15 protein-coding genes and 1 pseudogene are annotated in these 22523 nt (G+C 72.3%); 1 reads left to right on the plus strand and 15 read right to left on the minus strand.

Features of this window, described 5'->3' with window-relative positions; translation table 11 throughout:
* The 9 genes from AB0P24_RS16515 to AB0P24_RS16555 all read right to left on the minus strand — a co-directional run bounded on the left by AB0P24_RS16515 (position 1) and on the right by AB0P24_RS16555 (position 13812).
* The gene (locus AB0P24_RS16515; protein WP_365794619.1) at positions 1-3684 is read right to left on the minus strand and encodes a nitrate reductase subunit alpha; all 3684 of its coding nucleotides are present in this window, start codon (positions 3682-3684) and stop codon (positions 1-3) included.
* Between the two features lie 301 nt (positions 3685-3985).
* On the minus strand, positions 3986-4453 hold the full coding sequence (locus AB0P24_RS16520) for a hemerythrin domain-containing protein (protein ID WP_365794439.1): 468 nt from the start codon (positions 4451-4453) through the stop codon (positions 3986-3988).
* 48 nt (positions 4454-4501) lie between these two features.
* On the minus strand, positions 4502-5713 hold the full coding sequence (locus AB0P24_RS16525) for an MFS transporter (RefSeq protein WP_365794621.1): 1212 nt from the start codon (positions 5711-5713) through the stop codon (positions 4502-4504).
* 110 nt (positions 5714-5823) lie between these two features.
* Complete coding sequence (narI, locus tag AB0P24_RS16530; RefSeq protein WP_365794441.1) at positions 5824-6666, minus strand: respiratory nitrate reductase subunit gamma; 843 nt, start codon at positions 6664-6666, stop codon at positions 5824-5826.
* Entirely contained in the window at positions 6663-7445 is a 783-nt protein-coding gene (gene narJ, locus AB0P24_RS16535) for a nitrate reductase molybdenum cofactor assembly chaperone (protein WP_365794443.1), read from the minus strand. The genes narI and narJ overlap by 4 nt, the downstream gene beginning before the upstream one ends.
* Positions 7442-8998 (minus strand): nitrate reductase subunit beta, encoded by a 1557-nt coding sequence (narH, locus tag AB0P24_RS16540; RefSeq protein WP_365794445.1) that lies wholly within the window; start codon positions 8996-8998, stop codon positions 7442-7444. Before narH ends, narJ begins: the two co-directional genes overlap by 4 nt.
* Before the next feature lies 1 nt (position 8999).
* Entirely contained in the window at positions 9000-12695 is a 3696-nt protein-coding gene (locus AB0P24_RS16545) for a nitrate reductase subunit alpha (RefSeq protein WP_365794447.1), read from the minus strand.
* Between the two features lie 610 nt (positions 12696-13305).
* Positions 13306-13542 (minus strand): hypothetical protein, encoded by a 237-nt coding sequence (locus AB0P24_RS16550; RefSeq protein WP_365794449.1) that lies wholly within the window; start codon positions 13540-13542, stop codon positions 13306-13308.
* Between the two features lie 9 nt (positions 13543-13551).
* Positions 13552-13812: a hypothetical protein gene (locus tag AB0P24_RS16555; RefSeq protein WP_365794451.1), complete on the minus strand. Its 261-nt coding sequence runs from the start codon at positions 13810-13812 to the stop codon at positions 13552-13554.
* Positions 13813-13837: 25 nt separating this feature from the next.
* Here AB0P24_RS16555 and AB0P24_RS16560 point away from each other — a divergent pair, with 25 nt between their 5' ends.
* Positions 13838-14194, plus strand: coding sequence for a CAP domain-containing protein (locus AB0P24_RS16560; protein WP_365794453.1), 357 nt, complete (start codon positions 13838-13840; stop codon positions 14192-14194).
* Here AB0P24_RS16560 and AB0P24_RS16565 read toward each other — a convergent pair.
* From AB0P24_RS16565 to AB0P24_RS16590, 6 genes and pseudogenes are all read right to left on the minus strand, one after another.
* Positions 14161-15054 (minus strand): ABC transporter ATP-binding protein, encoded by an 894-nt coding sequence (locus AB0P24_RS16565; protein ID WP_365794455.1) that lies wholly within the window; start codon positions 15052-15054, stop codon positions 14161-14163. The two genes, AB0P24_RS16560 and AB0P24_RS16565, sit on opposite strands and share 34 nt — an antisense overlap.
* A gap of 4 nt (positions 15055-15058) precedes the next feature.
* Positions 15059-16024, minus strand: coding sequence for an iron ABC transporter permease (locus AB0P24_RS16570; RefSeq protein ID WP_365794457.1), 966 nt, complete (start codon positions 16022-16024; stop codon positions 15059-15061).
* Between the two features lie 56 nt (positions 16025-16080).
* Positions 16081-17118, minus strand: a complete 1038-nt coding sequence (locus AB0P24_RS16575; RefSeq protein ID WP_365794459.1) for an ABC transporter substrate-binding protein — start codon at positions 17116-17118, stop codon at positions 16081-16083.
* 139 nt (positions 17119-17257) lie between these two features.
* Complete coding sequence (locus AB0P24_RS16580; RefSeq protein ID WP_365794461.1) at positions 17258-21637, minus strand: amino acid adenylation domain-containing protein; 4380 nt, start codon at positions 21635-21637, stop codon at positions 17258-17260.
* The gene (locus AB0P24_RS16585; RefSeq protein ID WP_365794463.1) at positions 21624-21884 is read right to left on the minus strand and encodes a phosphopantetheine-binding protein; all 261 of its coding nucleotides are present in this window, start codon (positions 21882-21884) and stop codon (positions 21624-21626) included. Before AB0P24_RS16585 ends, AB0P24_RS16580 begins: the two co-directional genes overlap by 14 nt.
* Positions 21885-21914: 30 nt before the next feature.
* Positions 21915-22523: pseudogene (locus tag AB0P24_RS16590) on the minus strand (fatty acid--CoA ligase); the annotation flags it as partial.

A 22523-nucleotide genomic window follows, 5' to 3' on the forward strand; every position in this document is an offset into this window, starting at 1 on the left:
TCAGTACTCCACCTCCTGGTTCGCACGGCGGCGGACGACCGTGACCTCGTCGCGCTGGTTGCCGGTCGGCCCGAGGTAGTTGAAGGCGTACGACAACTGCGCGTAGCCGCCGATGAGGTGGCTGGGCTTGATCAGCAGCCGGGTCAGGGAGTTGTGGATGCCGCCGCGTCTTCCCGTCGTCTCGGTGCGCGGCACGTCGATCAGGCGGTCCTGGGCGTGGTGCATGTACACGGTGCCCTCGGGCATGCGGTGCGAGACGACCGCGCGGGCGGCGACCACGCCGTTGCGGTTGACCGCCTCGATCCAGTCGTTGTCCGTCACTCCGATCTTCGCCGCGTCCTCGGTGTTCATCCAGATCGTCGGTCCGCCTCGGGAGAGGGAGAGCATGAACAGGTTGTCCTGGTACTCGGAGTGGATGGACCACTTGTTGTGCGGGGTCAGGTAGCGCACGGTCACGCCGAGTTCGCCCGTCTCCCCGACGCGCGGTTCGCCGAAGAGGGCGGTCATGTTCAACGGGGGCCGGTAGACAGGGAGTTGTTCGCCGAGCGCGGTCATCCAGTCGTGGTCGAGGTAGAAGTGCTGCCGTCCGGTGAGGGTGTGCCAGGGCTTGAGGCGCTCGACGTTGACCGTGAACGGCGAGTAGCGGCGTCCTCCCGTCTCCGAGCCGGACCATTCCGGGGAGGTGATGACCGGGACCGGGGCGGCCTGGGTGTCCGCGAAGGTGATCCGCTTGCCCTCGTGCTCGGCGGCCAGGTCGGCGAGGCGCGTGCCGGTGCGGGCCTCAAGGGTGTGGAAGCCCTGGGTGGCCAGGTGGCCGTTGGTCGTGCCGGACAGCGCCAGGATCGCCTCGCACGCCTGCGTGTCACGGGCGATCGACGGCCGCCCGTCGGCCACCCCGCCCCGCACCACGCCGTTCTTGTGCCGCAGGTGGTCCAGTTCCTCGGCCACCTGGAACGTGACGCCCTTGGTGGTCGCGCCCAGACGGTCCAGCAGCGGGCCGAGGGCACCCATCTTGTCCGCGACAGCACCGTAGTCGCGCTCGACGGTGACCAGCTTCGGCATCGTCCGCCCGGGCACCGGCTCGCACTCCCCCGCCTTCCAGTCGAGCACCCGGCCCCGCGGGTTGGCCAGTTCGTCCGGGGTGTCGTGCAGCAGAGGCGCGGCCACCACGTCCCTGCGCACGCCCAGGTGTTCGCCGGCCTGGCGGCTGAACTCCCTGGCGAGGGTGTGGAAGGCGTCCCAGTCGGTGCGGGTCTGCCAGGGCGGGGCGATCGCCGGGTTGAAGGCGTGCACGAACGGGTGCATGTCCGTGCTGGACAGGTCGTGCTTCTCGTACCAGGTCGCGGCCGGCAGCACCACGTCCGAGAAGACGGTCGTGCTGGTCATGCGGAAGTCCAGCGTCAGCAGCAGGTCGAGCTTGCCCTCGGGAGCCCGCTCCCGCCACTCCACGTCCCTGGGCCGGGCCTCCGGCGGCGCCTCGGCGGCCCGCACGGAGGCGTCGGTGCCGAGCAGGTGTCTGAGGAAGTACTCGTTGCCCTTGGCCGAGGAGCCCAGGAGGTTGGCCCGCCATATGGTCAGCACTCGCGGAAAGTTCTCCGGGGCGTCGGGGTCCTCGCCCGCGAACCGGAGCCGGCCGGCCTTCAGCTCCTCCACCACGTGCTCCTCGACCGGCCGTCCCGCGGCGCCGGCCTCGTCGGCCAGCTCCAGCGGGTTGCGGTCGAACGTCGGATACGACGGCATCCAGCCCATCCGCGCGGACTGCGCGATGACGTCCGCCGTGGTCCTCCCGGCGAACGGGCCGCCCGCTCCGGCCGCCGCGAGGGTGTCCGCGGAGAACGCGTCGTAGCGGAACTGGTCGCTGTGCAGGTACCAGTAGGCGGTCTGGATCATCAGCCGGGCCGGCCGGTTCCAGTCGGCGGCGGTCGCGATCGCCGAGTAGCCGGTGAGCGGGCGGACCTTCTCCTGGCCCACGTAGTGGGCCCAGCCGCCGCCGTTGACGCCCTGGCAGCCGGTCAGCGTGGTCAAGGCGAGAAACGCCCGGTAGATGGTGTCGGAATGGAACCAGTGGTTCGTCCCCGCCCCCATGATGATCATCGAACGGCCGCCCGACTCCTCCGCGTTGGCGGCGAACTCCCGCGCGATCCGGGCCGCCTTCCCCGCGTCCACGCCGGTGATCGCGGCCTGCCAGGCCGGGGTGTACGGCTCGTGCGCGTCGTCGTAGCCCGTGGGCCACCGGCCGGGCAGCCCCTCGCGGGCCACCCCGTACTGGGCCAGCAGCAGGTCGTACACCGTGGTCACCAGACGCCCGGCGACCCGGCGGACCGGAACGCCGCGCCGCAGCCGCCCCGCGCCGCCGTCGGGGGCGTCGAAGCGGGGCAGTTCGACGACGACGGGTGCCTCCTCGCCGCCCTCGACGGACAGCAGCGGCCGGGTGCCGCCGAGGTCGAGGTTCCACTTCCCGGCGCCGGACTCGCCGTAGCGGTCGCCGAGCGTGCCGTTCGGCACCACCGGCTGCCCCGTGCCGGCGTCCAGCAGCACCGTGCGGAACTCCGCGTGCTCGGTCCCGGCGTACGCGCCGCCCAGATCCGCGGCGGTCAGGAACTTGCCCGGGGTGAAGGTGCCCGGCCCGGCCTCGCTCTCGTCCAGGGTGACCAGGAACGGCAGGTCCGTGTACTGCTTGACGTAGTCGGTGAAGTACGGCGTGGGCCGGTCGACGAAGAACTCCCTGAGGATCACATGGCCCATCGCCATGGCCAGCGCCCCGTCGGTGCCCGGCTGGGCGGCGAGCCACTCGTCGGCGAACTTCACGTTGTCCGCGTAGTCCGGGGCGACCGCCACCACCTTCTGGCCCCGGTAACGGGCCTCCGCCATCCAGTGCGCGTCCGGGGTGCGGGTGACCGGCAGGTTCGAACCCCACATGATCAGGTAACCGGCGTCCCACCAGTCCCCCGACTCCGGTACGTCCGTCTGGTCGCCGAACACCTGCGGCGAGGCCACCGGCAGGTCCGCGTACCAGTCGTAGAACGACAGCATCGCCCCGCCGAGCAGCGAGTAGAAGCGGGCCCCGGCGGCGTGCGAGACCATCGACATCGCGGGGATCGGCGAGAACCCGGCCAGCCGGTCCGGACCGTACTCCTTGATCGTGTGCACGTGCGCGGCGGCCACCATCTCCACGGCCTCGTCCCAACTCGCCCGCACCAGGCCGCCCTTGCCACGCGCCGCCTTGTAGCGGCGGGCTCGCTCGCGGTCGGAGACGATGTCCGCCCAGGCCGCCACCGGATCGCCGAGCCGGGCCTTCGCCTCCCGGTACATCTCCAGCAGGACACCGCGCACGTACGGGTAGCGCACCCTCGTGGGCGAGTAGGTGTACCAGGAGAAGGCCGCGCCGCGCGGACAGCCGCGCGGCTCGTACTCGGGCCGGTCCGGGCCGACCGAGGGGTAGTCGGTCTGCTGCGCCTCCCAGGTGATGATGCCGTCCTTGACGTACACCTTCCACGAACAGGAGCCGGTGCAGTTCACCCCGTGCGTGGAGCGCACCACCTTGTCGTGCGACCAGCGCTCCCGGTAGAACTCGTCCGCCTGGCGGCCGCCCTGCTTGTGCAGGGTGCGCAGGTCGTCGGAGACCTCCGCCCGGGTGAAGAAACGACGGCTGCGCACCAGCGCCTCCGCCAGCTCGCCGTCCATGCCCGCCCGGGTCCGTTCCCGGCTGGTCTCCGTGCTCACCGTGCCACTCCGCCCCGGGCGCGTCGGCCCGTTCGAACTGATCGGTTCCGGCCGCACACGACTCTACGGCCGTGGCACCGTCGAAGGTCAACGGTCACACCAGGATCGGGTACGGCACGGCATGTGGCGATCGTCTGCGCGTCGGAGCGGCCGGCCGGGTTCCGCGCCGCCGCACCGGAGCGTCGCGGCCGGGCCGGCCCCGTTGCCGCACGGCGAAGGGGCGGGGGCGTGCGGCGCGGGGTCGCCGGGCGGAAGCGGCCGGTCAGGCAGCGGGCCGGAGACCGCCCGCCCTGGCGCGTACCGCCTCGACCGTCTCCCACTGCTCGGTGGACAGGGTCGCCAGCGCGGCGGGGAAGACGCCGTCCTGCTCCTTGAGGATGTGATCGCGCAGCATGGCGAGCACCTCCAGCAGCCGCTCGGGCCAGGCGGGATCCGCCGGCACGCCGTCCGCCGCCTCGGCCAGCACCGCCTCGACGCGGCGGTGCTCGGCCTCCAGGGCGGCGATGTGGTCGGGAAACTCCTCGGCCATCGCGGGGAACAGCCCGTGCTCCTCGACCTGGGTGTGCGGGGCCAGCACGGTGGCGATCCGGCGGGCCGTCTCGGCCGTGCGCGCGGTGTCGCCGTCGCGCACGGCGTCCCGGACGTGGCTGATGAGCGTGACGACCTCGTCGTGTTCCCGGGTCAGCTCGTCGATCGCCGCCAGCGACTGGCAGCCGCAGTACTCGCACACGGGGTTGCTCCTCACTCCTTGGTTCCGGTCGTGGTCAGGCGGGCGGCGTCACGCCGTGGTGTGCGCCGAGGTGTGCCGGCGTCCGCGACCGGTGCGCGGCTTCGGGTCGCGGCCCTCGGCGGCCGCGCGGACCGCGGTGAGGGTGTAGACCAGCGCGACCGCGGCCACGAACGCGAGCAGGGCGAGGCCGGCCGCGTACGTCCCGTACTCGCCGTACAGCGAGCCCATCACCAGCGGCGGCAGGAAGCCGCCCAGTCCGCCGGCGGCACCGACCACGCCGGTCACCGAGCCCACCTTGTCGGCCGGGGTCAGCAGCGCCACGAGGGCGAAGGCCGCCCCGCTGCCCGCGCCGAGCGCGGCGGCCATGGCCAGGAAGGCGAGGGTGCCCAGCGGAGCCAGTACCGGGGTGAACGACTGTGTCACAGCCCCGGCCACGACCACGGTCAGCGCTCCGGCCAGCACTTTGACCGGGCCCACCCGGTCGGACAGCCAGCCGCCGATCGGCCGCATCGCGACCGCCAGCAGCACGAACCCCGCCATGCGGTTCGCGGCGTCGGCCTGGGTCAGGCCGTAACCGGTTTTCAGGTAGGTGGGCAGGTAGACGGAGAAGGCGACGTAGCCGCCGAACGCCACCGCGTACAGCGCGGACGCCTGCCAGGTGATACCGAGCCTCAGGGTGGCGGCCAGGCGGCGGCCCAGCGCCTCGGTCGGCACCGTGCGGCCGGGTGCGTCACGCAGCAGCAGCGCGGCGGCCACGGCGTAGGCGGCCAGCACGGCGGCGGTGATCAGGAACGGGGTGGACATGCTGTGGGCGTCGACCAGCTTCACCGTGGTCAGGGCGCTGATGGCGGTGCCGCCCATGCCGGCGCCGAAGACGCCGATGGCGAGGCCGCGCCGCTCGGGTGGGAACCAGGCGTTGACGAAGGGCACGCCGACGGCGAACGCGGTGCCGCCGACGCCGAGGAAGAAGCCGCCGGCCAGCAGGGCGGCGAGCGAGGAGTGTCCGGCCAGGCCCAGGTAGAGCACGGGAACGATGGTGGTCGCCGTCACGACGGGGAACATCACCCGTCCGCCGAAGCGGTCGGTGAGCGCGCCGACGGGGACCCGGCCCAGGGAGCCGACGACGACCGGTACCGCCACCAGCAGGGACTGCTGGAAGGAGCTGAGTCCCAAGGAGTCCTTGAAACGGGGGCCGAGCGGGCTGAGCAGCGCCCAGGCCCAGAAGTTGACCGCGAAACCCATGGTGGCCAGAGCCAGCATGAACCATGCCCGGCCGGTCACCGGTGCCCCGGAGGCCGGCCTCTCGCTCTCACTCGTCGACGACTGGACCATGACGCCCGTCCCTTCCCTCGTACGTTGGTTGTGCGCGACTACTTTCCGCGTCCCGCCCGCTGGGCGGGCATGGGCCATGAGTCCCTGTCCGCCGGGCGGACGGCCCCCAGACCGGGTCCGTCCGTCGCCTCCCGCCGGGCGCGTGCCCCGGATCTCCCGCCCGGCTCTCCCCGGAACCCCGGGCCGGCAGCCGGCTGCGCCCGCCTGCGGTAGACCAGGTACGGCCGGGCCAGATAGCCGATCGGGGCGCTCCACACGTGGACCAGGCGGGTGAACGGCCAGGCCGCGAAGAGCAGGCAGGCGGTCAGGGCGTGCAGTTGGAACAGCAGCGGGGCGCCGGTCATCGCCTCGGGCCGGGGCTGGAGGGCGAAGACGCCGCGGAACCAGACCGAGACGGTCTCGCGGTAGTCGTAGCCGCCGCCGAAGACGTTGTGCGTGGCGGTGGCGGAGATGCCGAGCACGACGGTGGCGGACAGCAGCGGGAACAGCACCTTGTCGCTGCGGTCGGTGGTGAGCCGGATCCGGCGGGTCAGCAGCCGTCGCGCGCACAGCATGCCGAGGCCGGTGAGCATGGCGACGCCCGCGACGGAGCCCAGCCAGACGGCCGTGGTGTGGTAGGTGTGCTCGGAGATGCCGGCGGCCTCGGTCCAGGAGGCCGGCACGGCGAGACCGACCACGTGGCCGGCGATCACCGCGAAGGCGCCGAGGTGGAACAGCGGGCTGCCCCAGCGCAGCCAGCGACGCTCCAGCAGCTGGCTGGTGTGGGTGGTCCAGCCGAACTGGTCCTGCCGGTAGCGCCAGACGTGCCCGACGGCGAACACGGCGAGGCAGACGTACGGGAAGGCGACCCACAGCACCAGGTCAGCGGTCGTGACGTTCATCGGCGGTCTTCCTGACGTGCGGTCGGGGCCAGGGTCGGCGCGGCCTGCTGCGGCGGGGTGAAGGTGCCGGGCGGGGCGAACTCCCCGTCGCCGTAGGTCCCGTAGGGGTCCAGGCCGACCTCCTCGTTCGGCGGGCCCTGGGCGGCGAGTTCGGCGACGGCCGCGAGATCCGCTTCCGTCGGCGGCGGCAGCAGGGTGAGCAGAGCGGCCAGGAGGTGCCGGTACGGTGAGTCCGCGTCGGTGAGGGCACGGTGGATCAACTCCAGCCCGCGCCGGTGCTGTCGCAGCGGCGCCTCCCCGGCGCCCGGACCGGCGAGGGCGGCGAACTCCAGGACGACGGGGAGGTGGTCGGGCAGTTCGCCGCCGTCGGTGCCCCATCCCGTGGCGGCGTACCGCTGGTTGAGGGTGAGCAGGGCCATGCCACGGCGGCGGGTGTCGCCATGGAGGTAGTAGGTGAGATACAGGCTGCTCTTGCGGCGCAGGTCGAACATCTCGACGTAGTGCCGCTCCAGCGCCTCGGGATCCTGTGCGGCGAACCAGTCGGTGAACCCTGCCAGGTGTCCCGCCGCCGACGTGTCCGGCAGGGCCTCCACCACGGTGGTCAGCTCCCTGCGGGCCGCGGTCAGTTCGGCGTCCGGGTACTGCAGGAGCAGCGACACGAGCCGCAGCACCAGCGCCCGGCCCGCCGTCTCCTCGGGTGTGAGCGCGGCCCGGCGGCGGATCGCCGCGCGGACGCGGGTGCGGACGATGGCCGGGACGGTGGAGGGCAGGGGGCTCATGCGCGATCTCCTGTCGAGGTACGGCGCAGGGTGGGGATGCCGAGCATCACCCGTCGGCCACCGGCCTCCGCCGGTTCGCCGGGCGTCTCGACCGGGCAGCGGTTCTCCATCGCGGTGAGCGCGGCGGCGTCCTCCTTGTGCGCGGCGGGGACGACGTACCGGTCCTGGTACTTGGCCACCGCCAGCAGCCGGTGCAGGTCCTCCGCCTCCCGGGCGGTCAGCCCGACGGCCTTGAGGGCGGCCTCGTCGCCTGCCTCGCCCAGGGTCCGCTGCCGCATGTACGACCGGAGGGCGGTGAGTTTCATCAGCACGCCGGCCACGACGTCGGCGTCCCCTGCGGTGAACAGCTCCGCCAGGTACTCCAGCGGGATGCGCAGCCGGGTGACGGCGGCGAAGACGTGGTCGGGGTCGTCCTGGTTGCCGCCGGCCGCGTCGACGGCGTCCAGCACGGGCGAGAGCGGCGGGACGTACCAGACCATCGGCATCGTCCGGTACTCCGGGTGCAGCGGAAGGGCGACCTTGTACCGCATCACCAGGTCGTAGACCGGCGAGCGCCGGGCGGCGTCCAGCCAGTCCTCGGGGATGCCGGACTCCCGTGCGGCGGCCCTGACTTCGGGGTCGTGCGGGTCGAGGAAGACGCCGCGCTGGGCGTCGAGGAGGTCCTGCTCGTCCGGGGTGGCCGCGGCCGCACCCACCCGGTCGGCGTCGTAGAGGAGCAGGCCGAGGTAGCGCAGCCGGCCGACGCAGGTCTCGGAGCAGACGGTGGGCTGTCCGGCCTCGATGCGCGGGAAGCAGAAGGTGCACTTCTCCGCCTTGCCGGTGGCGTGGTTGACGTACACCTTCTTGTACGGGCATGCCGTCACGCACATCCGCCAGCCGCGGCAGCGGTTCTGGTCGACGAGGACGACGCCGTCCTCGACGCGCTTGTACATGGCGCCCGAGGGACAGGCGGAGACACAGGCCGGGTTGAGGCAGTGCTCGCACAGGCGGGGCAGGTGGAAGAGGAAGGTCTGCTCGAACTCGAACCTGACCTTCTCCGCCCACTCGCCGGTGAGGTTGGGGTCGCCGGCCGCGTGTTCGGGTGCTCCGCCGAGGCCGTCCTCCCAGTTGGCGCCCCAGGTGATGGCGGTGGGCCTGCCGGTGAGGACGGAGCGGGGGCGGGCCACCGGGATGTCCTTTCCGGCCGGGGCGTTGACGAGGTTGTCGTAGTCGTAGGTGACCGGCTCGTAGTAGTCCTCGATGGCGGGCAGGTCCGGGTTGGAGAAGATCGACAGCAGGCGCCTGACGCGTCCGCCCGAGCGCAGGACCAGACGTCCGCGCCTGTCGAGCATCCAGCCGCCCTTCCAGTGCTCCTGGTCCTCGTAGCGGCGCGGGTAGCCGACACCGGGCTTGGTCTCGACGTTGTTGAACCAGGCGTACTCGACGCCGGTGCGGTTGGTCCACGTCTGCTTGCAGGTGACGGAGCAGGTGTGGCACCCGATGCACTTGTCGAGGTTCATCACCATCGCCACTTGAGCCATGACGCGTCCGATGGGGGCTTCGCCACGGGGCATCTCAGTACTCCACTTCCTGGCTGCGACGGCGGATGACGGTGACCTCGTCGCGCTGGTTGCCGGTGGGGCCGTAGTAGTTGAAGGCGTAGGTGAACTGGGCATAGCCGCCCGCGAGATGGGTCGGCTTGAGCAGCAGCCTGGTCAGGGAGTTGTGGATGCCGCCGCGACGGCCGCTGACCTCGGTCTTCGGCACGTTCACGGTGCGGTCCTGGGCGTGGTGCATGTACACGGTGCCCTCGGGCATGCGGTGGGTGACCACGGCGCGGGCGGCGACGACGCCGTTGCGGTTGTACGCCTCGATCCACTCGTTGTCCTTGACGCCGATCTTCTCGGCGTCGGCGGTGGACATCCAGATCGTGGGGCCGCCGCGGGACAGGTCGAGCATGAACTTGTTGTCCTGGTAGTTCGAGTGGATGGACCACTTGGAGTGCGGGGTCAGGTAGCGGACGGTGACCTCCGCCCGGCCGTCGTGGAGCTGCTCGTCGCCGTAGTGCCGGGGTGCGTTCAACGGGGGCCGGTAGACAGGCAGTTGCTCGCCGAGTTCGGCCATCCAGTCGTGCTGGACGAAGAAGTGCTGGCGGCCGGTGAGGGTGTGCCAGGGCTTCTTGTGCTCGGTGTTGATGACGAACGGCGAGTAGCGGCGCCCGCCCGTCTCGCTGCCCGACCACTCGTACGAGGTGATGACCGACCGGGGCTGGGTGCGGGTGTCGGCGAAGGTGATCCGCTCCGCCTCGCGCTCCGCGGCGAGTTCGACCAGCCCCGCGCTGCCGGTCTGCCGCTCCATCGCGCGGAAACCCTCCGTGGCGAGGCGGCCGTTGGTGGTGCCGGACAGGGCGAGGATGGCCTCGCACATGTCGGAGGCGGTGGCCAGGGACGGCCGGCCGGCGGCCACTCCGTCCCGCACGGTGCCGCAGCGGTGGCGCAGGTCGTCCAGCTCCCGGTCCGGGTGGACGGTGATGCCCTTCGTCGTGGTGCCCAGGGTGTCGAGCAGCGGGCCGACGGCGCGCATCTTCTGGGCCACGGCGGCGTAGTCCCGTTCGACGGTGACCAGCTTCGGCATGGTCCGCCCCGGGATCGGTTCGCACTCGCCGGCCTTCCAGTCCCGTACCACTCCGCCCGGCTGGGCGAGTTCGTCCGGGGTGTCGTGCAGCAGCGGTACGGCCAGCACGTCGGTGCGGGTGCCGAGGTGCTCGGCGGCCAGTTCGCTGAACCGGTCGGCGATGGTCAGGAACGTGTCGTAGTCGGTGCGGGCCTGCCAGGGCGGGGCGATGGCCGGGGTGAAGGCGTGCACGAAGGGGTGCATGTCCGTGCTGGACAGGTCGTCCTTCTCGTACCAGGTCGCGGCCGGCAGGACGACGTCGGCGAGCAGGCCGGTGGACGTCATCCGGAAGTCCATGCAGACCAGCAGGTCGAGCTTGCCCTCGGGCGCCTCGTCCCGCCACACCACGTCCTTCGGGCGGGCCTCGGGCGGGGTCTCCTCGGAGCGGACCGCGGCGTCCGTGCCCAGCAGGTGGCGCAGGAAGTACTCGTTGCCCTTGCCGGAGGAGCCGAACAGGTTCGCCCGCCACACCGTGAGCACCCGGGGGAAGTTGGCCGGGTCGTCGGGGTCCTCCACGGCGAACCGCAGCCGCCCCGACTTCAGTTCGTCGACGATGTGCTCGGCGACCGGCCGGCCGGCCCGCGCCGCCTCGTCCGTGAGGTCGAGGGGGTTGCGGTTGAAGCCGGGGTGGCCGGGCGTCCAGCCCAGCCGCACCGCCTGCGCCAGACAGTCGGCGAACCCCTTCCCCCGGAACCGTCCCTGCCCGAGCGGCGAGGCCAGTTCCTCGGGCCCGAACGCCTCGTACCGCCACTGATCCGAGTTCAGGTACCAGTACGAGGTACCCGCCATGTGCCGGGTGGGCCGCTGCCAGTCGAAGGCGAACGACAGATGCTGCTGGCCGGTGACCGGGCGGACCTTCTCCTGGCCCACGTAGTGCGCCCAGCCGCCGCCGTTGACGCCCTGGCAGCCGGTCATCGTCGTCAGGGCCAGGAAGGCGCGGTAGATGGTGTCGGAGTGGAACCAGTGGTTGGTGCCCGCGCCCATCGCGATCATCGAACGGCCCTGGGTGCGCTCGGCGTTGCGGGCGAACTCCCGGGCGATCCGGGCCGCCTGCTCCGCGGGCACGGAGGTGATCGTCTCCTGCCAGGCCGGGGTGTACGGCTCGGACGCGTCCTCGTACGACGTGGGCCAACTGCCGGGCAGACCGGGCCGCTCCACCCCGTACTGGGCCAGCATCAGGTCGAAGACCGTGGTGACCAGGCGTCCGCCGACGCGCCGCACCGGCACACCGCGCACCATCACCGAGCCGCCCTCCGAGCCGCCCTCGTCGAAGCGGGGCAGGGCCACGGCCACGGTGTCCTGCGCGCACTCCAGCAGGCTCAGCTCGGGCACCACGTCGCCCAGGTCGAGGTTCCAGCGGCCCTGCCCGGCCTCCCCCCAGCGGAAGCCGAGCGAGCCGTTCGGCACGACGGGCTGCCCGGTCGCCGAATCGAGGAGCACGGTCTTGGATTCGGCGTGTTCCGTGTCGTCACCGAGGTCGGCCGCGGTCAGGAAACCGTCCGGGACGAGACCGTGCTCGTGCTCGCGCAGGGCGACCAGGAAAGGGGCGTCCGTGAACGTCCTCAAGTAGTTCCGGAAGTACGGCACTTCCCGGTCGACGAGGAACTCGCGCAGGATCACGTGCCCCATGGCCATCGCCAGCGCGCCGTCCGTGCCCGGGTGCGGGGCCAGCCACTCGTCGGCGTGCTTGACGTTGTCCGCGTAGTCGGGGCTGACGGCGACGACCTTGGTGCCGTTGTAGCGGGTCTCGGTCAGGAAGTGGGCGTCGGGCGTGCGGGTGACGGGGATGTTCGAACCCCACATCACCAGGTAGCCGGCGTTCCACCAGTCGGCGGCCTCCGGTACGTCCGTCTGGTCGCCGAAGACCTGCGGGGAGGCGATCGGCAGGTCGGCGTACCAGTCGTAGAAGGAGAGCAGGGTGCCGCCGATCAGCGACATGAAGCGGGCGCCGGCCGCGAAGGACGCCATCGACATCGCCGGGATCGGGGAGAAGCCGGCGACGCGGTCGGGGCCGTACGCCTTGACCGTGTGCACCTGGGCGGCGGCGACCAGCTCGCTCACCTCGTCCCAGTCCGCGCGTACCAGGCCGCCCTTGCCGCGGGCCCGCTTGTACGCCCGCGCCTTCGCCGGGTCGGACGTGATCTCGGCCCAGGCCGCCACCGGGTCGCCGAGGCGGCGCCGCGCCTCGCGCCACAGTGTGAGCAACTCGCCGCGCACGTAGGGGTAGCGGACCCGGCTGGGCGAGTAGGTGTACCAGGAGAACGACGCCCCTCGCGGGCAGCCGCGCGGCTCGTACTCGGGGCAGTCCGTGCCGATCGACGGGTAGTCGGTGGCCTGGTGCTCCCAGGTGATGATGCCGTCCTTGACGTACACCATCCACGAACACGAGCCGGTGCAGTTCACCCCGTGCGTGGAGCGCACCACCTTGTCGTGCGCCCAGCGGTCCCGGTAGAAGCCCTCCCACTTCGGGTCGGCGGCGCCGAACACGGCACGCCCGTCGGCCGACACCTCACGGCGCGTCAGCAGCCTGCGCGCGGCCAGCGGCCAGCCCTCAGCGGCGGGTCCGTGCGCGGGACCCGCGGTCTTGTCCTTCTCCATGGTCAGGAACGCTATGCGGCGCGATCTCCGGGGTACCTGGGTCCCGTGGCCCCCAGGGACGGCCTACCGGCCCAACTCGTGCCGTCGCGACAGGGCCCAATGGTCCCGGTGACCGGGTCCGGCCGACCGGCCGGCCGACGACCCGGGCCCCGCGCGCTCGGCGTCGACCTGCGGTGGAAGGGGCCCGAGGCCCGACCCGCGGCATCCAGGCCGGACAAGAACCGGAATGCATTATTCCGTGACATCTGTCACAGCGGATCCGGGACCTACGCGGGCCGGATAGTAGAGGTCGCTCTGTCGACATAGGGGATTTGTCAGACTTGGGGCGCGCGTGAGTCACGCCTGGATTCCCGGCCCCCCGCCCGCGGGCCGCCTTCACCCGTTCCGCGCTCACACAGGGATTCTGACGGGGTAACAGGATTCCGCACCGCCCCCGGAAAGCGGACCAGCCCGCCCCACTCCCCTGACAAGGGCCGCCCCGGCCTACGAAGCGAGCTAGTACCGAAGCCCTTTGCGCTCCATGTGAAGGCGTCCTAAGAATGACGACCCGCAGGACGCCGCCGCAGCTCAGGAGCGGGTTACTCATGGGTAAACATCGTAAGAACACGCATTACCGGCGGATAGTCGTCGCTGCCGTCGCCGTGGGCGCCGTGGGCATACCGTCCGCCGCCATGGCCTGTACCGACTGGCCGGGCGGCGGCACGCGCTCCAGCGGCGCCGGGAACAGCGCGGCGCGGGACTCGTGGAACAAGAAGGACTGGTGGAACGACGCGAACTGGGGCCGCCCCTGGAACGCCGACCAGGCCGGCGAGCCCTCGCGGACGGCATCGGCGGCGCCGAGCGCCACGAAGACTCCTCACACCACCCCTGCGAGCGCCGCGAAGGCCACCGCGCCGAGGCCGAGGGCCAGAGCGCCTTGGCACACCGCACGGACCACCGCTGCCAAGCCCGGCATCACCGCACCGCCCAGCACCACCGCTCCCAAGCCCAGCGTCACCACGCCGCCCAGCACCACCGCTCCCAAGCCCGGCGTCACCACGCCGCCCAGCACCCGGAACCCCGCCACCACCGCTTCCGCGGCCCCCAAGCCGTCGAGCACCCCGACGGCCACCGCCACGGCGTCCGGAGTCGTCGCTCGCGTCGTGGAGCTCGTCAATGCCGAGCGCGGCAAGGTCGGCTGTCCCGCCCTGACCCTGAACACGACCCTGTCCAAGGTCGCGCAGGCGCACAGCGAGGACATGGCGCTTCACCAGAACATGTCGCACTCCGGGTCCGACGGCTCCTCCCCCGGCGACCGGCTCACCGATGCCGGGTACGCCTGGAGCGCCTACGGCGAGAACGTGGCCTACGGTTACGCCTCTCCGGAGCAGGTCATGGCGGGCTGGATGGCCAGCCCCGGCCACAGGGCCAACATCCTCAACTGCGCGTTCAAGGAGATCGGCGTCGGTCTCGCGCAGCCCGACGACTACTGGACCCAGGACTTCGGCACCGGCCGTTGAGCGGGTGCCGCCTGCCCCTCGCCGCCGTCCCCCGCCGAGTCGCCTCCGTCACGCCCATGAAGGCTCTCGTCCGCCGCCTTGTCGTCGGTCGCGAGCGGCTGGGCCGCGTACGTGATGCGGATGACGCCGTCGGCGTGCCGTTCGGTGCGGGCGCGGACGCCGAAGACAGCGGCGAGGATCTGCGGGGTGAGTACCTCCAGGACCGGTCCCGCCGCCACCACGGTTCCCTCCCGCAGGACGACCAGGTGGTCGCAGAGGCGGGCGGCCAGGTCGAGGTCGTGCAGGACGGCGAGGGTGGTGATCCCGGTGGCCCGGATGAGGTCCAGCAACTCGAAGCGGGCGCGGATGTCGAGGTGGTTGGTGAGTTCGTCCAGGACCAGGAGCCGGGGGTTCTGGGCCAACGCGCGGGCCAGCAGCACGCGTTGGCGTTCGCCGCCGGACAGGGAGGCGTAGTCGCGGTCCGCGAGGGGGCGTACGCCGCAGCGGTCGACGGCGTCCGTCACGGCCTGGTGGTCCTCGGCGCCGTCGCGGCCCAGCAGGCCGTGGTGGGGGGCGCGGCCGAGGGCCACGATCTCGGTGACGGTCAGGCCCGTGGTGTTGCCGCCCGCGTCCTGGAGGACGGCCGCGGTACGGCGGGCGGCGGCCCGGGGGGACAGTGCCCAGACGTCGTCCTCGCCGACCCGGACGGCGCCGTCCGCCGGGCGCAGCGAGCGGTAGACGGCACGCAGCAGGGTGGACTTGCCGCTGCCGTTGGGTCCGACGAGGCCGACGATGTCGCCCTTGCGGGCCTGGAGGCTCACGTCGCGCAGGATCGGGGTGCGGTCCAGGGTGATGTGGAGCTGGTCGACGGTCAGGTTCATGCGGTCAGTCCAGACCCTTGTTGCGGCGCAGCAGCCACAGGAAGAACGGGGCGCCGAGCAGGGCGGTGAGGATGCCCAGCGGGAGTTCGTTGGGGCGGTCGAGAGTGCGGGAGAGCAGGTCGACGAGGACCAGGTAGACGGCGCCGAGCAGGGCGGTCAGGGGCAGCAGCCGGCGGTGGTCGGCACCGGTGGTGAGGCGCACCAGGTGCGGGATCATCAGACCGACGAAACCGATGCTGCCGGCGACCGCGATGACGGTTCCGGTCAGCAGCGCGCTGAGCGCCAGGAGGACGGCCCGTAGCCGGTTGACGTCGACGCCGAGGGCGGTGGCGGAGTCGTCGCCGGCCAGCAGGACGTTGAGGCGGCGGCCGAAGAGCGACAGCAGCGTCGTCGTGACGAGCACCACCACGGCGACCGTGGGGAGCTGGTCCCACTGGGCTCCGGCGACGCTGCCCAGCATCCAGAACATCACCGTCCGCAACTCGGTCGGGGTGGCCTGGAGCTGGACGAAACTGGTGGCCGAGAGGAAGACGTATCCGACGGCGACACCCGCCAGCACCAGCCGGGTCGGGGCCATCCTCCCCTTTCGCCGGCCGAGCGCGAAGACCAGCGCACCGGCGGCGACGGCCCCCAGGAAGGCCGCCGCCGACACCCCGAGCCCGGCCAGCGCGGCGCCCCCGCCCAGGGTGATGACGAGGACGGCGCCGAGGGTGGCGCCGTAGGAGAAGCCCAGCACGATGGGGTCGGCGAGCGGATTGGACACCACCGTCTGGAGCACCGCACCGGACACGGCGAGGCCCGCGCCGACCAGGGCCGCCAGGACCACCCGCGGGGTGCGGAAGTTCCAGACGATCTGGTCGAGCGCGGGGTCGGAGGGAGCTGTCCCCACCCCGGTGACGTGATGCAGGACGATCTTCCACACGTCACCGACCGGGACGTCGACGGCGCCGGTGCTGATCGCCACGACCATGGTGGCGACCAGCGCGACCGGCAGGAACGCGAACGCCAGCGGGGCCCTGAGACGGCTCAGAAGGCGTCCGGGTGCAGCACCTTGGCGACCTTCTCCACCGCCAGGTCGTTGCTGGGGCCGAGGTACATCGAGTCGGACAGCGTCACGAACGCGTTGTTCTTGGCGGCCGGCCACTGGGGGAACTCCTTCAGCAGTTTCCTGGCGTACGCCGCCGGGTTCGGGTCGTTGTAGGCGATGACGACGAGGGCGTCGACGTCCGTGGCGGCCGCCTTCTCCTTGCTCAGGTCGGCGAAGGACGTCCTGGACGCGTTCTCGAAGGCGTTGGAGCCGCCGGCCCTGGCGAGGATGTCGTTGTAGATGCCCTTGGCGACAACGGAACTGAAGTCATTGCCCCCCATGGACATGTTGGAGAAGAGCACCATGACCTTCGGCTTCTTCTTCCCCTCCACTCTGGCCGTGACGGCCGCGATGTTCTTCTCGGAGGCGGCGATCAGCTTCTCGGCCCTGTCGCTGACGTCGAAGACCCTGCCCATGTCGCGCAGCAGCCGGTAGCTGTCGGCGATGGTCATCCTGGAGGTGTCCTGGTCGCAGCCCCGCGGGGAGACGTAGGTGTGGGCGCCGACCCGTGCCAGCTGCTCGCGGGTGGCGAAGCCGTTCTTCTCGTCGAAGCCGTACGACGTCGTCGACAGCACCAGGTCGGGGCGCAGGCCGAGCATGGCCTCGCGGGGAACGTCGTAGGCGTCGTTGAGCTTGACGTTCCCGGTGGGCAGCTTCTTGATCGCGGCGGCCCGGCCCGCGACCTCGGAGGCACCGTAACTCTGCTCGTTGGCGACGATCCGGTCCCCCAGACCGAGCGCGAGGAGCGTGGAGACCTCGGCGACCGAGGCACCGTTCATGACGACGACCCGGCTGGGCGCCTTCGTGAACGTCTCCTTCTCGCCGCAGTTCTCCAGCGTCACCGGATAGCCGGACTTCGAGGCCGCGGCCTCGGCCGTGCCGGCGCTCGCCCTGCCGTCGGACGAGGAGCCGCATGCCGCGGTGAGCAGGCAGAGAGCTGCGGCCAGGGCGGTGGCGGTCGGCCGGTTGATGGACATGCGGACTCCTATGCGGGCGGGATGCGCCGGCGGTCTGAGAGGTTGCGCGCTGGGAGGTTGCGGGCTGAGGGACTGCGGGCTGAGGGGTTCTGGTGCAGTAGTCGGGGCGCGGCGGCCGCGAGTTCCCGGCAACCGCCCTTTACGTGCCGTGGGTCGCGGTTCGCGGCCGCCGCGGCCCGGCCGGGGCGGGCAGCAGGCCCGTGGCCACGCAGTGATCCAGGTGGCGGCGGACGAGGTCGCGGCCGACGGACGGGCGGGTGATGCCGCTGCCCGCCAGCCCGGCACGGACGTGGTCGGCACGCACGTGGCCGAGGCGCAGGTCGGCGGCGGCGGCCTGCTCGGCGGAGTCGAAGAAGGCGAGCGTGGTGGCGGCGGTGCCGGCCGAGCCGCGCACCTGCTCCCGCCAGCGCGCCGGTGGCAGGCGCCGTATCGGATAGCCGTACTCCTCCACCCAGTCGTAGACGTCGGCGAGCCGCACCCGGGGCAGGATCGCGTGGTTGAAGACCGGGCCGTCGGCGGTCGGGTCCGGGGAGAGGGAGAGGGAGATACGGACGACGGACCGGGCGGCGAAGTCCGCCGGTGTCCACACCTCGTCCGCGAACAGCTCGGGGACGATCCCCGCCGGGATGCCCGCCCGCAGCACGCTCCACAGGAAGTCGTGCTCGTTGACGTACCCGGTGCCGGACGGTCCCACCACCCGGCCCAGGCGGTGCACGGTGACCGGCAGCCCGCGCCCGGCCGCCTGTTCCAGCAGCCGCTCGGAGGCCCACTTGGACTGCTGGTAGCCGTACCGCAACCCGTCGTGGAGCGGCAGGAACGCCTCCGGTACCTCGGGGCAGCGGCTCGCGGGCGGGGCCACGGACAGGGTGGAGACGTAGTGGAGCGGGGTCGTGCGTACGGCGGCCAGGCGCAGCAGTTGCCGGGTGGACTCGGTGTTGGCGGCGCGCAGGCTGGAGTAGTCGCGCAGGATGCTGACCGTCGCGGCGTTGTGGAAGATCGCGTCGCAGGTCGCTGCGAGGTCGCCGAGCGTGTCACGGGTCAGGCCGAGGTGCGGGCGGGCGAGGTCGGACGGGACGGCGGTGACGCGGGACCGGGACCGCTCGTCCAGGGTGATGCCGTACCGGGCGAGGGCCGTCCCGACGCGGGCGAGGGCCTCCGCGGCGGTGTCGGCGCGGACCGTGCAGACGATCTCGGCCGTCGTGGCCGCGAGGAGTTCGGCCAGGAGATGGGCGCCCACGAAGCCGGTCGCGCCGGTGAGCAGGACACGGCGAAGGGGGTCGTGCGGGGTCCGGCCGATGCCGGGTCCGATGGCCGGGTCGAGGACGGTGTCGGCGAGGAGCGTCGTCGGCAGCCCGGACGGTGGGGCGTGCCCCTGAGTGCCTTGCCCGTCGACCTCGCCTTCGGTCTCGCCTTCGGTCTCGTTTTCGGTCTCGTTTTCGGTCTCGGCGAGGAAGCGGGCGAGTGCGGCGGCCGTGGGGTGCTGGAAGATCCAGCCGACCTTCACGTCCCGGCCCAGTTCGGCGCAGAGCCGGTTCGCGGCCTGGATGGCCTGGAGGGACTGGGCGCCCAGGTCGAACACGTCGTCGTCCACGGCGACGGCGGCGGTGCCGAGGAGCTGCTGCCAGATGCCGGTGACGGTCCGCTCCAGGGCACTGCCGGCCGAGGGGGACCCGGGCTCGAAAGGAGCGGCGGCGGGCGTCCCGAGCGCGGTGAGGGCGGCCCGGTCGATCTTTCCGGAGCCGGTGCGGGGCAGCCGGTCCGGGAATGCGACGGCGGAGGGGATCATCGCGGCCGGCAGCATCGCCCGCAGGTGTTCCCTGGCCTCGGACGCGGAGGGAGCCGGAGGGTCCGCGACCAGGTGGGCGACCAGCCGCCGGGTGCCGTCGCCGAGCGTCTGCCCCACGACGGCGGCCTCCCGGATCCCGGGGTGCGTGAGCAGCGCGCTCTCGACCTCGGCGGGCTGGACACGATGACCACTGATCTTGAACTCGTCGTCCGCCCGGCCGAGGAAGCGCAGGTGGCCGTCCTCGCCGAGGCGGACCAGGTCGCCGGTGCGGTAGGCGCGCGGACTGCCCGGCAGCGCGGTCAGCGGGCCGAAGCGAGCGCTGTCCGGCGTCTCACCCCGGTAGCCGCGGGCGAGGGCGTCACCCAGCAGATACAGCTCGCCGTCGCGTACGGCGGCACGGGTACCGGGCAGCGGCCGGCCGATGGGAACGTCACCCGGGGGGAGATCGGGGTCGTGCAGGTCGGCGACGGTGGCGACCACCGTCGCTTCGGTCGGGCCGTAGGTGTTGAGCAGCGCCACCGAGGCGCCGACCGCCTCGCGCCAGCGGCCGACCCGTTCGGGCAGCGCCGCCTCACCGCCGATGACGACGGTCCGCACACTCTCCGGAAGGGCGGCGGCGCCGGTGGAGACCGCGTGGGCCGTCTCGTGCCAGTACGCGGTGGGAAGGTCCAGCACGCTCACCCGCAGCCGGGCGCACTCCGCCAGGAACCGGGGCACCGACTCGGTCATGTCGTCGGCGCGGATCACCAGGGTGGCGCCGGTGCACAGGGTCAGGAAGACCTCCTCCACGCTGGTGTCGAAGTGGAGGGGGGCGAACTGGAGAACCCGGTCGTCGGAGCGCAGCCCGTAGCGGTGCGAGGCACCCGCGACGAAGTGGGCCAGCGCCGCGTGGCCGATCTCGACGCCCTTGGGGCGGCCGGTGGAACCCGAGGTGTGCAGCACGTAGGCGAGGTCGGCCGGACCGGGCGCCTGCGGTACGCCGACGGCGTCGGTGGCCGGTTGCTGGTCCAGGACGAGGACGGTGTGGTCCGGGAAGGCCGAGGCGCGGCCTCCCGTCGTCACCACCAGCGCGGGAGCGGCGTCGGCCAGCAGCTGTGCCGTGCGGTCGGCGGGGGCCTTCGGGTCGAACGGACAGTAGGCCGCGCCGGAGAGCAGTACGCCCAGGACGGCGGTGACGGCGTCGGCGCCACGGGGCAGGACCACCGCGACCACGTCTCCCCTGCCGACCCCCCGGGCGGTCAGGCGTCGGGCCATGTTCCGTGCGGCACCGAAGAGTTCGGCGTAGGTGAGGCTGCGGTCGGTGTCCTCCACGGCGACGGCCCCGCCCCGGCGGGCGGCGTGGTCGGCGATCCGGCTCAGCACCGGCCGGGCGGGCGCGGGCAGCGGGCCGCCGTCCAGCACCGTGACGGGCGGGGCGGCGGGGGCGGTGCCGCCCGTCCCGTCCGTCAACCGCCCCTCGGGGGCCGCGACCGCGTCGGCCAGCAGGCACAGCAGGCCGTCCAGCAGACCCGCCGCCTCACCCACCGTGTACAGGTCCGGGTTGGCGTCCAGGGCGAGGCGCAGTCCCGTGCCGTCCGAGCGGTCGTAGACGTTGAGCGCCAGGTCGTCCACGGGCCCGGCCGACACGTTGTGGACGGTGCTGCGGTGTCCGGCGAACCGCAGGTCGTACTCGAACGGCATGATGTTCACGCCGGGTCCGGACAGCCGCCGCTGTCCGCCCACCAGCTTCAGGTCGCGGCGCAGGCGCTCGTAGCGGTAGCGCTGGTGGGGCAGTGCGGCGCGCAGTTCGCGGGAGACGCGGACCGCGAGGTCGTGCAGGCTGTCGTCGGCGGTGACGGCGACGCGCAGGGGCAGGATGTTGCGGACCATGGCGGGGACGCGCAGGGAGACCGAGCCGAGGCGTCCCGCCACGGGCAGGCTCAGGACGGTCTCGGGTGCGCCGGTGACCCGGTGGAGATGGGCGGCGGTCACCGCGAGCACCACCTCCGGCCAGGTCACCGACAGCCGGCGGGCGACCGTGCGCAGGGTGTCCGCCTGCGCCGGTGCCAGGTCCGCGACGTGGCGGTGGAAGGTGCGGGCGGGCAGGGCGGATCGCCCGGCCGGGGTGGCGACGGGCGGTCGGTCGGCATGGCGGTCCGTCCAGTGGGCGCGGTCCTCGGCGTGGCGGGCGGACTCGCGGTAGGCGCGTTCCTCGGCGCGGACGGACTCCAGGGTGCCGAAGCCGCTGTCGGGGACGGGCTCGCCGGCCATGAGGGCGGTGTAGACCTGCGCGACCCGCCGGGCCACGAGGGAGAGTCCGAAGCCGTCGAGGGCGATGTGGTGGACGCGGTGGTACCAGAGGTACTCGTCCTCGGCGGTGCGCAGCAGGGCGTGCCCGAAGAGCGGGCCCCGGGTGAGGTCGACGGGACGGGCCAGGTCCTGGCCCATCCAGGCCAGGGCCGCGGCGTGCGGGGAGGGCATGGCGGTGAGGTCGCCGATGTGGGTGTGCCAGTCGCCGACCGGGGTGTCGAGCTGCCGGGGGCGGCCGAAGTCGTCGGCGGCGAAGGTCGCGTGGAGCGCCTCGGTCTCCGCGACGACGTGGTGCAGGGCCGCGTCGAAGACGGCCGTGTCGACGGGGCCGTGGATGCGCACGTATTCGGCCGTGTTGTAGGCGGGGCTGTCCACGTCGAGCTGCTGGCCGGTCCAGACGCCCTCCTGGGCGGCCAGCAGCCGGTGGCCTTCAGGCGTCGGCATGGCCCGCTCCCCGCTGACGTGCGGTGAGCAGTTCCCACCACTGGGCGAAGGTGGTGCGCTCGGCGAGTTCGACGAACGTCACGTTCACGCCGGCGGCCTGCCAGCGCTCCAGCAGAGTGACGATGCGCAGCGAGTCCAGCCCCGCGTCCAACGGGCTTTCCTCCAGGTCGACTTCGTCGGCCGACAGGAAGAGGCACTCCGCGAGCTCGGCGCGGAAGCCTTCGAGAGTGAGAGAGGGGTCGTGCATCGGATGCTCCCAAGGGCCGTGTCGGCGGGCTCAGTTGACCTTGCGCGCGGAGTCGCTCCAGAAGCGGTCGCGCAGTTCGCGGCGGAGGATCTTGCCGCTGGGGTTGCGCGGCACGTGGTCGAGGACCTCGTAGCGCGAGGGCAGTTTGAATGCGGCCAGCCGCGGCACGAGGAAGGTGTGCAGTTCGCGGGAGCCGGGCCGCTGTCCCGGCACGGGCACGACGAAGGCGTGCACCCGTTCGCCCCAGCGCTCGTCGGGGGTGCCGACGACCACGGCCTCGGCGACCAGCGGATGGCTTTCCAGGGCGTTCTCGATCTCGGCGGGGTAGACGTTCTCGCCGGCGACGAGGATGACGTCCTTGACCCGGTCGCGGATGAAGACGTAGCCGTCCTCGTCGACGAATCCGGCGTCGCCGGTGTGGATCCAGCCGTCGACGAGGGTCTCGGCGGTCTTGTCGGGCAGACCCCAGTACTCGGTCATCCGGGCCGGGGTGTGCAGGCAGACCTCCCCCACCGCACCCGGGGGCAGTTCCCGGCCCTGCTCGTCGATGACCTTGACCCGGACGCGCGGGTAGGGGCGCTTGGCGACGGCGACCGCGTGGTCGGCGTACCGCTCGTAGTAGCGGCCGAGGAGGGTCAC

The organism is Streptomyces sp. NPDC086519, from assembly GCF_040686075.1.
Classification (GTDB): Bacteria; Actinomycetota; Actinomycetes; order Streptomycetales; family Streptomycetaceae; genus Streptomyces; species Streptomyces shenzhenensis.